This window comes from Curtobacterium sp. DN_7.5 (genome assembly GCF_022655355.1).
GTDB lineage: Bacteria > Actinomycetota > Actinomycetes > Actinomycetales > Microbacteriaceae > Curtobacterium > Curtobacterium luteum.
On record NZ_CP093378.1, the window covers coordinates 1,163,034 to 1,175,672 of the forward strand.

Consider the following 12,639-nt stretch of genomic DNA (forward strand, 5'->3'; position numbering starts at 1 on the left):
TGTTCTCGTTAGGGTGGTCGGGTGCGTGTGAGTGAGTTCTGGCGAGCGGTCGACCAGGTGTTCGGCGAGGCCTACGGCGCGGTCGTCACCCAGGACGTCGTCCTCGAGGCGATCGGTGGCCGCTCCGCTGCCGACGCACTCCGCGCCGGCGTCGACGCGCGGACGGTCTGGGAGGCCCTGTGCGACTCGCAGGACGTCCCGCTGGAGCGCCGCCACGGCAAGGGCCTCGCCGAACCGAAGGACTGATCCGCGCGTCCGAAACTCTGTTCGGCGTGTCGCTCGAACACGTGTTCTACCGGTGGTAGGTTCCTGCACAACGGACTCGTCCGGGTGTTCCTTCCACAGGCGGTGTGGACGTCGGCAGTGATGTCGGTGGCCAGCCGTAGGTTGAACGACATCGGGACAGGCCCGACGCCTTGTCGCAGAAGCACCGGCCTTGCAGCACCGGCCGGGGTGGCGCGACAGCCTACAGGCAGCCGACATCCAGCACGAAGGAAGCGCACCATGCCCTCACCCCAGGACCGCGAGAAGGCCCTCGAGACCGCTCTCGCCCAGATCGATCGTCAGTTCGGCAAGGGCACGGTCATGCGCCTCGGCTCGGACGAGCGTGCACCCGTCTCCATCATCCCCACCGGCTCGGTCGCGCTCGACGTCGCGCTCGGCATCGGCGGGCTCCCGCGCGGTCGCATCATCGAGATCTACGGGCCGGAGTCCTCCGGTAAGACGACCCTGACGCTCCACGCGATCGCCAACGCCCAGCGCAACGGCGGCATCGCCGCGTTCATCGATGCCGAGCACGCCCTCGACCCCGAGTACGCGAAGAAGCTCGGCGTGGACATCGACGCCCTCCTCGTCTCGCAGCCCGACACCGGTGAGCAGGCGCTCGAGATCGCCGACATGCTCGTCCGCTCCGGGTCCATCGACCTCATCGTCGTCGACTCGGTCGCCGCGCTCGTGCCCCGTGCCGAGATCGAGGGCGAGATGGGCGACTCCCACGTCGGTCTGCAGGCGCGCCTCATGTCGCAGGCGCTCCGCAAGCTCGCCGGTGGGCTCAACCAGACGCAGACGACGATGATCTTCATCAACCAGCTGCGCGAGAAGATCGGTGTGTTCTTCGGCAGCCCGGAGACCACCGCGGGCGGCAAGGCGCTCAAGTTCTACGCGTCGGTCCGCCTCGACATCCGCCGCATCGAGACGCTCAAGAGCGGTACGGACGCGGTGGGCAACCGCACTCGTGTGAAGGTCGTCAAGAACAAGATGGCCCCGCCCTTCAAACAGGCCGAGTTCGACATCCTGTACGGCGTGGGCATCTCGCGCGAGGGCTCGCTGCTCGACTTCGGTGTCGATCACGGCATCGTCAAGAAGTCCGGCGCCTGGTACACGTACGACGGCGACCAGCTGGGGCAGGGCAAGGAGAACTCGCGGTCGTTCCTCATCCAGAACCCGGAGATCGCAGCCGAGATCGAAGGCAAGATCCTGACGAAGCTGGGCGTCGGCGCCGCGAAGGACGCCGCGGCCGAGGCCCCGGTCGACTCGATCGCGCCGAAGCTCGCCGAGCGCAAGGGCGCGTGACCTCCTCCGACGGGAGCACGTCCCGCGGTGACGACGACCTCGCACCGGTCACCGACCTGTTCGGTGCGAGATCGCGTCGCGGATCGAGCGGGCCCGGTCGTTCGGCCGGTCGCTCAGTCCCGCCCGTGACGAACTCCGATGGCACGCCCGAGCCCGACACGGACGGTGTGACCGCCGACGGTCCGACCGCCGAGGCTGCGACCGCCGAGGCTGCTGCTGCCGAAGCCCGGTTCGCGCCCACGACCGAGACGTCGAACGGTCTGGACGCCGACGCGCCGGCACCCCTCCGGGGTGCGCGCGCCCAGGCTGAGTGGCTGTCGCCGGTGGTCGGTGACGCCTCCGGTCGGAGCGTCCGCGCGGAACGGGCCGGTTACGACCACGGCGCCGAGGCCGACGCCCCGAGCGCGTCGGTGTTCTCGATCCTCGGCGGCGAGGAGCTCGACCCCGAGGACGCACCTCGACCCCTGGACGAGCAACGCGCGGACGCCGAGCGATTCAGCATGCGGGCGCTCGGCCGACGTGGGGTCAGCACATCCGAGATGCGGCAGACACTCGCGAAGCACGACCTCGACGCGGACGTGGTCGAGGGTGAGATCGAACGACTGACCCGGGTGGGGCTCCTCGACGACGTGGCACTCGCGACGGACCTCGTCGACCGCCTCCACGAACGCAAGGGTCTCGGCCGGCAGGGTGTCGTCGCGGAACTCCGTCGCCGGGGCATCGACCAGGTCGCGATCGACGCGGCACTCGAGGCAGCGGCGGACGACTCCGACGACGAGTTCGTGCGGGCCCTCGAGCTCGCGGCCAAGCGTGCGGGACAGCTGCGTGGCCTCGATCGGGCGACTGCGGAGCGCCGGCTCTCCGGGTTCCTGATGCGCAAGGGCTACGGTTCAGGCGTGGTGCGCATCGCGGTCGAGCGCGCGCTCGACGGCACGGCACGCCGGCCTGGTCCGGGCGGCGGCAGCGTCCGGTTCGAGTAGCGCCGAGGGTCGGCACGGCGAGCGTCGGGGCGACCTCGTGGACGCCGTGCGGCGACCTACACTGGAGGGATCATGGCCACCGTCGAAGCGCGCCCCCGCACCTACGAAGTCCGCACCTACGGGTGCCAGATGAACGTGCACGATTCGGAGCGGCTCAGCGGGTCGTTGCGCGCCGCGGGGTACGTCGCGGCCGACGGCGAGCAGGCGGACGTGGTCGTCATCAACACCTGCGCCGTGCGCGAGAACGCGGACAACCGGCTGTACGGCAACCTCGGACACCTCGCAGGCATCAAGCGTGAGCACCCGGGGATGCAGATCGCGGTCGGCGGCTGCCTGGCGCAGAAGGACAAGAACGTCATCCTCGAGAAGGCGCCGTGGGTCGACGTCGTCTTCGGCACGCACAACATGGGTTCCCTCCCGACCCTGCTCGAGCGTGCGCGCCACAACGACGAGGCACAGATCGAGATCCTCGAGTCACTCGACGTCTTCCCGTCGACGCTGCCGACCAAACGCGACTCCACCTACAGCGGATGGGTCTCGATCTCCGTCGGCTGCAACAACACCTGCACCTTCTGCATCGTGCCGTCCCTCCGCGGCAAGGAGAAGGACCGTCGTCCCGGCGACGTCCTGGCGGAGATCCAGGCACTCGTCGACGACGGAGCGATCGAGGTCACGCTCCTCGGGCAGAACGTCAACTCCTACGGCGTGGAGTTCGGCGACCGGCAGGCGTTCGGCAAGCTCCTGCGAGCGGCCGGGGCGATCGAGGGCTTGGAGCGCATCCGCTTCACGAGCCCGCACCCGGCGGCGTTCACCGACGACGTGATCGACGCGATGGCGGAGACGCCGAACGTCATGCCGCAGCTCCACATGCCGCTGCAGTCCGGTTCGGACCGCATCCTCAAGGCCATGCGCCGGAGCTACCGGAGCGAGCGGTTCCTCGGCATCCTCGACCGCGTGCGCGCGAAGATCCCGCACGCGGCGATCTCCACCGACATCATCGTCGGGTTCCCGGGGGAGACCGACGCCGACTTCGAGGACACGCTGCGCGTCGTCGAGGCCTCGCGGTTCGCCTCGGCGTTCACGTTCCAGTACTCGATCCGTCCGGGTACGCCGGCGGCAACCATGCCGGACCAGCTCCCCAAGGCGGTCGTGCAGGAGCGGTACGAGCGGCTCACCGCCCTCCAGGAGCGCATCACGGCTGAGGAGAACGCCGCGCAGGTCGGTCGGAGCATCGAGGTCCTCGTCGCGACCGGTGAGGGCAAGAAGGACGACGAGACGCACCGCCTGTCCGGCCGCGCCGAGGACTCCCGGCTCGTGCACTTCTCCGTCCCCGCGGGCTCCGACGTGCCACGGCCCGGTGACGTCGTCACGGTCGAGGTCACCCGCGCGGCGCCGCACTTCCTCATCGCGGACAACGACGGCCCGCTCCGCATCCGCCGGACCCGCGCGGGCGACGCGTGGGACCGGGCGCAGGCGGAGAGCTGCGGCGTCCCGGCGCCGACGGCCGCGGGCGCGGACGGGCCGCGACCGGTGTCGCTCGGTCTCCCGACCCTCCGTGTCGGCCGCTGACCGCGACGCGCCCGCTGCCCCGACGGCGGGTGCAACCCCGACGGCGGCCGCTGACCCGACGGCGGGTGCTGCCCCGTCGGCGGGCGCTGACCCGACGGCGGGTGCAGCCCCGACGGCGGCCGGGGACCGCGACGGGCCCGCTGCCCGCGACCTGGCCGCTGCCCCGACGGCGGCCGCTGACCGCGACGCGGCCGCTGCCCCCACCGTGGGCACCGGGCCGACCGAACCCGCCGACCTGGTCGCCGTGGTCGGCGCCACCGGCACGGGCAAGTCCGACCTCGCCGTCGCGATCGCCGACCGCGTCCGCGCCGCCGGCCGGCCGGCGGAGGTCGTCAACGCCGACGCCATGCAGCTCTACCGCGGCATGGACATCGGAACCGCCAAACTGTCGCTGGCCGAGCGACACGGCGTGCCGCACCGGCTGCTGGACGTCCTCGACGTGACGGACGAGGCCAGCGTCGCCGCGTACCAGCGTGATGCCCGGCGCGCGATCGAGCGCATCCACGCCGAGGGCGGCGTTGCGGTCCTCGCCGGCGGGAGCGGTCTGTACGTGTCGGCCGTCCTCTTCGACCTCGAGTTCCCCGGGACTGATCCCGAGCTGCGTGCGCGGCTGGAACGCGAGCACGACGAGCTCGGTCCGGGGACCCTCCTCGAGCGGCTCCGGGGGCTGGACCCGCACGCGGCGGCGACCATCGACGCCCGGAACCCGCGCCGACTGATCCGGGCACTCGAGATCGCGAGCCGGTCCGAGGTGGTGACCCCGAGCCTCCCGTCCGCGCCCCGCGCCTGGCGGCCCGCGCGCATCCTGCACCTGCGTCGCGACCGGTCGCACTTGGTCGACGCGCTGCAGGCGCGAGCGCAGCGCATGTTCGACGGCGGGCTGGTCGACGAGGTGGAGCAGCTCCGGGCCCTCGGGCTCGAACAGGGCAAGACCGCGTCACGTGCGATCGGCTACTCGCAGGCGCTCGAGGTGCTGCGGGGAGCCGCGACCGTCGCGGAGGCGGTCGACGCGACGAGCCTCGCGACCCGGAAGTACGCACGGCGCCAGGTGGCGTGGTTCAAGCGGTACGCGACCGCGGAGGACCTCGACGTCACCGGGGCCGACCACACAGCCCTGTCGGCGCTGGCCCGTAGGATCGTCGCGTGACCGAGCTGCACTTCACGAAGGGCCAGGGGACCGGCAACGACTTCGTCCTGTTCGCCGACCCCGACGCCACCGTCGACCTCACCCCCGAGCGCATCCGCGCCATCGCGGACCGCCGGTTCGGTGTGGGCGGGGACGGCGTCATCCGTGCGGTGCGCTCCGAGTCCCTGGCAGAGGGTCGTGCGCTCGTCGCGGAGGACCCCGCAGCGGTGTGGTTCATGGACTACCACAACGCCGACGGCTCGGTCGCCGAGATGTGCGGCAACGGTGTCCGGGTGTTCGCGCGCTACCTCACGGAGTCCGGCCTGGTCGACCTCGCACCGGGGGAGACGCTGACGGTCGGCAGTCGCAAGGGCCTCGTGGACATCCAGCGGACGACGAACGGCTTCCAGGCCGACCTGGGGCGGTGGCGCCTCGGGATCGAGGGCAGCGGGGCCGACGACGTGCTCGTCCGCGCGAAGAACCTCGACGGCGCGCGGCCCGGTGTCGGGATCGACGTCGGCAACCCGCACGTCGTGGTCGCCGTCGCGACGGAGGACGAGCTCGCCGACCTCGACCTCACCTACGTGCCGGTGCTCGACCCGGCCCCCGAGTCCGGCGCGAACGTCGAGTTCGTCCTGCCGGGCGAGCCGCTCATCAACGACGGCGTCGGCGAGATCACCATGCGGGTCCACGAGCGCGGCAGCGGCGAGACGCTGTCGTGCGGGACGGGCGCGGTCGCGGCGGCCCTCGCGACGCGCTACTGGGTCGGATCCGGTGCGCCCGACACCTGGCGGGTGCGGGTCCCGGGCGGGGCCGTCACGGTGCGGATGTTCGCGGCGGAGGACGGCGAGCACGTCGCACTGTCCGGGCCGGCCGAGCTCGTGTTCTCGGGCGACCTCACAGTCTGACGGGCGGGTCCGGACGCGGACCTCAGTGCGCTCACGGACTGGGATCCCGACGTCGAACCAGGCGGAGCCCGCGGTTCGGTGTCGGTTCCGGGTATCGTCGCGTGCCCGACTCGCGACGCGACGCGACGCGAGTCGGCCACGCGACGATCGTGACGTGCGCGCGACGATCGCGACGTGTGCGGGAGCGTGATCGACGGGCGGCCTCGCCACAGCCAGGAGGCCCGTGGTGCGGCACCGACGTCGGTGACGCTCCACGGGCCTCCAGTCCGGAACGCGCGGAGCGCGCGGCCCCGTCTCTACGCGCCGCGCTGCACCCGGATGACGCGGAAGCCCTTGTCGGTCGACGCTCGCGTCACCGTGAAGGCGTCGTCGAGCGTGTCGCGCAGCCAGCGTTGCAGCGAGTCGCCGCCGAGGTCCTTGGACACGACCAGCCAGGCGTCGCCGCCGACCTCGAGCCGGGGCAGCCAGGTCAGCAGGATGTCGTGCAGCTCGTCCTTGCCGACCCGGATGGGCGGGTTCGACCAGATCGTGCGGAAGCGCAGGTCGGCGGGGACCTCGTCGGGCAGGGCGACCGTGACGTTCGTCGCCCCCGCGGTGGCGGCGTTGGAGCGGGCCAGGCCGAGCACGCGCTCGTTGACGTCGACGCCCCACACCTCGGCCTCGGGCGACTCGAGCGCCATCGTGATCGCGATCGGACCCCAGCCGCAGCCGACGTCCAGGAGCGCCCCGGAGTCCGCCGGCGGCGGCACCGAGCCGAGGAGGACCCGGGTGCCCCGGTCGACACCGTCGGGGCTGAAGACCCCGGCCGCGGTCGCCAGGGTGAGGTCGCGACCGGCGAGCGTGACGTGCACCTGGCGCTCGCGGAGCTCCGACGAGGGGTTGGCGGAGAAGTAGTGGTCGTTCGCCATGGATGAACCGTAGCGGCTCACCCGTGTGTCCCGGGCGTGGCGGAGGTACCCTGTGGACAGGATGACGGATACCCCTCAGCAGACCGACCACCAGTCCCACGACGACAGCGCCGACGGTGTCGTCGAACGCGTGCTGCGCAACGCCGACCAGCGCGCTTCTTCTTCGATCTTCGCCCCGGCCCAGGCGATCCAGACCCGCTCCGTGGACGACCACGGCTGGACGGGCGACGGCGACCAGTACGACCGCGAGGACCGGGCGGCCCTCCGCCGCGTCACGGGCCTGTCCACCGAACTCCAGGACGTCACCGAGGTCGAGTACCGGCAGCTCCGGCTCGAGCAGGTCGTCCTCATCGGCGTGTACCCCCAGGGCGACGCGCAAGACGCCGAGAACTCGCTGCGTGAGCTCGCCGCCCTCGCTGAGACCGCCGGTGCCGTGGTGCTCGACGGACTCCTCCAGCGCCGGCCGAACCCCGACCCCGCGACCTACCTCGGCAAGGGCAAGGCCGAGGAACTCGCGATGATCGTGAAGGCCACCGGCGCAGACACCGTGATCGCGGACACCGAGCTCGCGCCGTCCCAACGCCGTGCGCTCGAGGACGTCGTCAAGGTCAAGGTCATCGACCGCACGGCCGTGATCCTCGACATCTTCAGCCAGCACGCCAAGACCCGCGAGGGCAAGGCGCAGGTCGAGCTCGCGCAGCTGCAGTACCTGCTCCCGCGTCTGCGCGGGTGGGGTGAGTCGATGTCCCGACAGGCCGGTGGTCAGGTCTCCGGCGGTGCGGGCATGGGTTCCCGCGGTCCGGGTGAGACGAAGATCGAGCTCGATCGTCGGCGCATCCACACGCGGATGTCGAAGCTCCGGCGGCAGATCGCCGGCTTCCGCCCGGCACGTGAGGCCAAGCGCGCCGACCGGCACCGCAACGACGTGCCGAGCGTTGCGATCGCCGGCTACACGAACGCCGGCAAGTCCTCGCTGCTCAACCGCCTGACGAGCGCGGGCGTGCTGGTGCAGAACCAGCTGTTCGCCACGCTGGACGCCACGGTCCGCCGGACCGAGAGCGCGAAGGGCCGCGAGTTCACGTTCGTGGACACCGTCGGCTTCGTCCGGAACCTGCCGCACCAGCTGGTCGAGGCGTTCCGGTCGACGCTCGAGGAAGTGGGCGAGGCCGACGTCATCGTGCACGTCGTCGACGGCTCGCACCCGGACCCTGCCGCGCAGCTCGCGACCGTCCGCGAGGTCATCGGCGACGTCGGTGCCCGCGAGATCCCGGAGGTCGTCGCGTTCAACAAGTCGGACCTCATCGACGAGTCGCAGCGGCTCGTGCTCGTCGGACTCGTCCCGGACGCCGTCTTCGTGTCGGCACGGACGGGCGAGGGGATCGCCGAGCTGCTCGCCGCCATCGAGGACCGGCTGCCCGAGCCCGACGTCGACCTCACCGTGGTGATCCCGTACGACCGCGGGGACCTCGTGTCCTCGCTGCACGACGCCGGTGCGGTGGAGTCGGTCGACTACGTCGAGGACGGCACCCGCCTGCACGTGCGGGTGTTCCAGCGGCAGGTCGCGGAGCTCGACCCGTTCGTGGTCACACCGGTCGCGTCCTGACACGCTGACGCGCCTGCGCGCTCCGGCCTGGAGGCTCGGGTCGCGTCCGTCTCGCGGCCCACGGTGACCGAGCGGTTCCGTTCGGCGCCGCACAACGGAAGCCGGTCCGAACCACGTCATCACGTGGTTCGGACCGGCTTGGGTTGTTCCTGGAGCCAGCCCGGTCGGCCCGCGCCGGAGCCCGGACCTGCCCTCGAGCCGCGCGACGGGTCAGATCGAGCGGAGGACCGCGACGACCTTGCCGAGCACCGTCGCCGCGTCGCCGAGGATCGGCTCGAACGCCGAGTTGCGCGGGAGCAGCCACGTGTGCCCGTCACGCTGCCGGAAGACCTTCACCGTGGCCTCCTCGTCGAGCATCGCGGCGACGACGTCACCGTTCTCCGCGGTCTGCTGCGACCGGACGACCACCCAGTCGCCGTCGCAGATCGCCGCGTCGATCATCGACTCGCCGACGACCTTGAGCATGAAGAGGTCACCGGTGCCGACGAGCTGCCGGGGGAGCGGGATGATCTCGTCGACGTGCTGCTCGGCCGTGATGGGCACACCCGCGGCGATCCGCCCGACGAGCGGCACGAGCGTCGTCGCGTCGACGTCGGGGCCGTCGGCGTCGGTCGTCGGCTCGTCGACCAGGACCTCGAGCGCACGGGGACGGTTCGGGTCGCGGCGGATCCAGCCGCCGAGCTCGAGCTGGCCGAGCTGGTGGGAGACGCTCGACAGCGATGAGAGCCCGGCGGCGTCGCCGATCTCCCGCATGCTCGGCGGGTAGCCCCGGCTGGCGATCGACGCGCGGATGGCGTCGAGGATCGCCTGCTGCTTCGCCGTCAGCGGCTTCTGGCCACGCAGTTCGTCCGCCACGTCGTCTCACCCTTCGTCGGTGCGGGATGCCGTCCGGCGGGAATGTCGGTGGTCCCCGGTTGACTTGTCCCAGTCGGTCGAAACAGTATCCGACCGCCGCAGCCCGGACAAACACCTGTTCGAGCGTGTCGCGACGAATCCACGCAGGAATCCCCTCCAGGGGCTTGTGCGCCGCGGGATTCGAAACTATGTTCGGTACACGACTTCGGATCACCGAACGGGAAGGCAAGAACGACATGAGCACCATCGCCATCGCTGAACCCCAGCGTCACGCGGCTCCCGCCGTGCGTACGCGCCTGCGCCTGACGCGCCGTGGACGGTTCGTCCTGACGACGCTCGCCGCGCTCCCGATCCTCCTCATCGTCGCGCTCGCGGTGCTCAACGGCGGTCGGGCGTCGGCCGGTGATGCCGCCGGCAGCGGGTCCGCCCACTTCGAGACGGTCACGATCCAGCCCGGCGAGACGCTCTGGGAGCTGGCCGAGCAGACCGCGCCGAACGCCGACCCGCGCGACTTCGTGCAGGACGTCGTCTCCCTCAACGCGCTCGACGGAGCCGGGCTGCAGGCCGGGCAGACGATCTCGATCCCGGCGAAGTACGCCGACGCGCGCTGATCTGACGCCGACGCGCGCTGACCGCAGCGGCGTGACCGTCCGGACGGCTGGTCTCCGTGGTGCCGTCGCGGCCTACGATGGATCGGTGGCATTCACGCTCGAAGACCTCCCGATCCGAGACGACCTGCGCGGGCAGAGCCCCTACGGTGCTCCGCAGAAGCACGTGCGCGTCCAGTTGAACGTCAACGAGAACACGCATCCGGTGCCGGCCGAGGTCGCCGAGGACATCGTCGAATCGATCCGGCACGCCCTCGCCACGGTCAACCGGTACCCCGACCGTGAGTTCACCGAGCTGCGCCGTTCGCTCACCGACTACCTCAACGCGGGCCTCGAGGGCGAGCAGCTGCTGACCCCGGACCACCTCTGGGCTGCGAACGGCTCGAACGAGGTGCTGCAGCAGCTCCTCCAGGCGTTCGGCGGCCCGGGGCGGAGCGTCCTCGGCTTCCCGCCCACCTACTCGATGCACTCGATCCTCGCCTCGGGGACCGGAACCCGTTGGGTCCCGGCGGAGCGCGACGCCGAGTTCGGGATCTCGCCCGAGACGGTCACCGCGGCCATCGCCGAGCACCAGCCGGACATCGTGTTCCTCTGCGGGCCGAACAACCCCACGGGCACGCCCCTGCCCATCGAGACCATCGCCGCGGCCTACGACGCGACCGACGGCATCGTGATGGTCGACGAGGCCTACGCGGAGTTCATGCCGGACGATGCGCCCAGCGCCCTGACGCTCCTGCCGGGTCGTGAGCGACTCGTCGTCTCCCGCACGATGAGCAAGGCGTTCGCGTTCGCCGGCGCGCGCGTCGGGTACCTCGCCGCGCACCCCGCCGTGATCGACGCGATCCGGCTCGTGCGGCTGCCGTACCACCTCTCTGCCCTCACACAGGCGGCCGCGGTCGCCGCGCTCCGACACGCCCCGGCGATGCTCGCGATGGTCGACGACATCAAGCAGCAGCGCGACCGGATGGTGACCGAGCTCCAGGCGATGGGCTACCGGACCTACGAGTCCTGGTCGAACTTCGTCCTGTTCGGCGGCGTGGCCGACCCGCACGCCGCGTTCGAGGCGCTCCTCGAGCAGGACGTCATCGTGCGCGACCTCGGCATCCCGAACCACCTCCGGGTGAGCGCGGGGACGGCGGAGGAGACGACGGCCTTCCTCGACGCGATGCGCCGTGTGGCCGCCGTACAGCCCCCGGTTAGGGTTGAGGCATGACCGCCCGCACCGCCTCGATCAGCCGGAGCACGAGCGAGTCGAGCATCGAGCTCGAGCTCGACCTCGACGGCACCGGCTCCTCCGACATCTCGACGAGCGTGCCGTTCTTCGACCACATGCTGACGGCGTTCAGCAAGCACTCGCTCATCGACCTCCGTGTGCGGTCGACGGGCGACACCGACATCGACGCCCACCACACCGTCGAGGACACCGGCATCGTGCTCGGGCAGGCGCTCCGCCAGGCCCTGGGCGACCGTTCCGGCATCGGTCGGTACGGCGACGCGCTCGTCCCGCTCGACGAGGCACTCGCGCAGGCCGTCGTCGACGTCTCCGGCCGACCGTTCCTCGTGCACACGGGGGAGCCCGACGGCTTCGCCTTCCACCGGATCGGCGGCCACTTCACCGGGTCGCTCGTCCGCCACGTGTTCGAGGCCATCACGGTGAACGCCGGCATCACGGTGCACGTCCGTGTGCTCGGCGGTCGCGACCCGCACCACATCGCCGAGGCCGAGTTCAAGGCGTTCGCCCGCGCGATGCGGAAGGCCGTCGAGCTCGACCCGCGCGTCGACGGCATCCCGAGCACGAAGGGCACACTGTGACCGCGAAGCCGAACGTCGTCGTCCTCGACTACGGCTCGGGGAACGTCCACTCGGCAGCCAAGGCCCTCGAGCGCGCCGGGGCCGCGGTCACCCTCAGCGCCGACAAGCGCACGGCACTCGACGCCGACGGGCTGCTCGTCCCGGGCGTCGGCGCGTTCGGCGCCGTGATCGACCAGCTCGAGAGCGTCCAGGGCGGCGAGATCGTCGACCACCGGCTCGCCGGGGGCCGTCCGGTGCTCGGCATCTGCGTCGGCATGCAGGTGTTGTTCTCCCGCGGGGTCGAGCGCGGTGTCGACGTCGAGGGGCTCGGGCAGTGGCCGGGGACCGTCCAGGAGATCCAGGCCGAGGTCCTGCCGCACATGGGCTGGAACACCGTCGAGGCGCCGGAGGACTCCGTGCTGTTCGACGGGCTGCGTGACGAGCGGTTCTACTTCGTGCACTCCTACGGCGTGACCGACTTCCCGCTCGAGGCGTACGGCCCGTTCCGTGCACCGCGCCTGACCTGGGCGGACCACGGCCAGCGGTTCGTCGCCGCCGTCGAGAACGGCCCGCTCACCGCCACCCAGTTCCACCCGGAGAAGTCCGGCGAGGCCGGCATCCAGCTCCTCCGCAACTGGGTGGACACCCTCTGACCCAGCCGTCGGCACGACGCGCGGCGGCCCGCGCCGCCGATCCCGATGGCCGCACGGCCCCGAGCA

13 protein-coding genes are annotated in these 12,639 nt (G+C 71.4%); 11 read left to right on the forward strand and 2 right to left on the reverse strand.

The genetic code is table 11. The annotated features are described in order from the left end of the window. Positions 1-21 precede the first annotated feature (21 nt). The 6 genes from MON03_RS05465 to dapF all read left to right on the forward strand — a co-directional run bounded on the left by MON03_RS05465 (position 22) and on the right by dapF (position 6,155). Positions 22-246, forward strand: a complete 225-nt coding sequence (locus MON03_RS05465) for a DUF3046 domain-containing protein (RefSeq protein WP_175328241.1) — start codon at positions 22-24, stop codon at positions 244-246. A gap of 258 nt (positions 247-504) precedes the next feature. Further along, positions 505-1,572 carry a recombinase RecA gene (gene recA, locus MON03_RS05470; protein ID WP_022904314.1) on the forward strand — a complete coding sequence of 356 codons (1,068 nt, stop codon included), beginning with the start codon at positions 505-507 and terminating at the stop codon, positions 1,570-1,572. A gap of 125 nt (positions 1,573-1,697) precedes the next feature. After that, complete coding sequence (locus tag MON03_RS05475) at positions 1,698-2,552, forward strand: regulatory protein RecX (RefSeq protein WP_242090950.1); 855 nt, start codon at positions 1,698-1,700, stop codon at positions 2,550-2,552. A 72-nt stretch (positions 2,553-2,624) separates the two neighbouring features. Then, a complete protein-coding gene (gene miaB, locus MON03_RS05480; protein ID WP_242090951.1) occupies positions 2,625-4,121 on the forward strand; it encodes a tRNA (N6-isopentenyl adenosine(37)-C2)-methylthiotransferase MiaB in 1,497 nt (498 codons plus the stop codon). Between the two features lie 205 nt (positions 4,122-4,326). Next, the gene (miaA, locus tag MON03_RS05485) at positions 4,327-5,268 is read left to right on the forward strand and encodes a tRNA (adenosine(37)-N6)-dimethylallyltransferase MiaA (protein ID WP_242091421.1); all 942 of its coding nucleotides are present in this window, start codon (positions 4,327-4,329) and stop codon (positions 5,266-5,268) included. Then, complete coding sequence (dapF, locus tag MON03_RS05490; protein WP_242090952.1) at positions 5,265-6,155, forward strand: diaminopimelate epimerase; 891 nt, start codon at positions 5,265-5,267, stop codon at positions 6,153-6,155. The genes miaA and dapF overlap by 4 nt, the downstream gene beginning before the upstream one ends. A 296-nt stretch (positions 6,156-6,451) precedes the next feature. Here dapF and MON03_RS05495 read toward each other — a convergent pair whose 3' ends face one another. Beyond that, positions 6,452-7,063, reverse strand: coding sequence for a class I SAM-dependent methyltransferase (locus MON03_RS05495; RefSeq protein ID WP_175328236.1), 612 nt, complete (start codon positions 7,061-7,063; stop codon positions 6,452-6,454). A gap of 61 nt (positions 7,064-7,124) precedes the next feature. Here MON03_RS05495 and hflX point away from each other — a divergent pair, with 61 nt between their 5' ends. Beyond that, on the forward strand, positions 7,125-8,666 hold the full coding sequence (gene hflX, locus MON03_RS05500) for a GTPase HflX (protein ID WP_175328235.1): 1,542 nt from the start codon (positions 7,125-7,127) through the stop codon (positions 8,664-8,666). A 210-nt stretch (positions 8,667-8,876) separates the two neighbouring features. On the opposite strand, the gene lexA is transcribed toward hflX, so the two are convergent. Then, on the reverse strand, positions 8,877-9,521 hold the full coding sequence (gene lexA / locus MON03_RS05505; protein WP_175328234.1) for a transcriptional repressor LexA: 645 nt from the start codon (positions 9,519-9,521) through the stop codon (positions 8,877-8,879). 236 nt (positions 9,522-9,757) lie between these two features. Between lexA and MON03_RS05510 the strand changes: the two genes are divergently transcribed. The 4 genes from MON03_RS05510 to hisH all read left to right on the forward strand — a co-directional run bounded on the left by MON03_RS05510 (position 9,758) and on the right by hisH (position 12,573). Continuing rightward, positions 9,758-10,132 (forward strand): LysM peptidoglycan-binding domain-containing protein, encoded by a 375-nt coding sequence (locus MON03_RS05510; protein WP_031273614.1) that lies wholly within the window; start codon positions 9,758-9,760, stop codon positions 10,130-10,132. Positions 10,133-10,217: 85 nt separating this feature from the next. Further along, entirely contained in the window at positions 10,218-11,342 is a 1,125-nt protein-coding gene (locus MON03_RS05515) for a histidinol-phosphate transaminase (RefSeq protein WP_175328233.1), read from the forward strand. After that, entirely contained in the window at positions 11,339-11,941 is a 603-nt protein-coding gene (gene hisB, locus MON03_RS05520) for an imidazoleglycerol-phosphate dehydratase HisB (protein ID WP_175328232.1), read from the forward strand. Before MON03_RS05515 ends, hisB begins: the two co-directional genes overlap by 4 nt. Continuing rightward, complete coding sequence (gene hisH, locus MON03_RS05525) at positions 11,938-12,573, forward strand: imidazole glycerol phosphate synthase subunit HisH (protein WP_175328231.1); 636 nt, start codon at positions 11,938-11,940, stop codon at positions 12,571-12,573. The genes hisB and hisH overlap by 4 nt, the downstream gene beginning before the upstream one ends. The last annotated feature ends 66 nt before the right edge of the window (positions 12,574-12,639 follow it).

Coding starts and splice junctions, on each gene's coding strand:
- recA (WP_022904314.1), top strand. CDS start 505: ATGCCCTCACCCCAGGACCGCGAGAAGGCCCTCGAGACCGCTCTCGCC.
- miaB (WP_242090951.1), top strand. CDS start 2,625: ATGGCCACCGTCGAAGCGCGCCCCCGCACCTACGAAGTCCGCACCTAC.
- MON03_RS05495 (WP_175328236.1), bottom strand. CDS start 7,063: ATGGCGAACGACCACTACTTCTCCGCCAACCCCTCGTCGGAGCTCCGC.
- hflX (WP_175328235.1), top strand. CDS start 7,125: ATGACGGATACCCCTCAGCAGACCGACCACCAGTCCCACGACGACAGC.
- MON03_RS05510 (WP_031273614.1), top strand. CDS start 9,758: ATGAGCACCATCGCCATCGCTGAACCCCAGCGTCACGCGGCTCCCGCC.
- hisB (WP_175328232.1), top strand. CDS start 11,339: ATGACCGCCCGCACCGCCTCGATCAGCCGGAGCACGAGCGAGTCGAGC.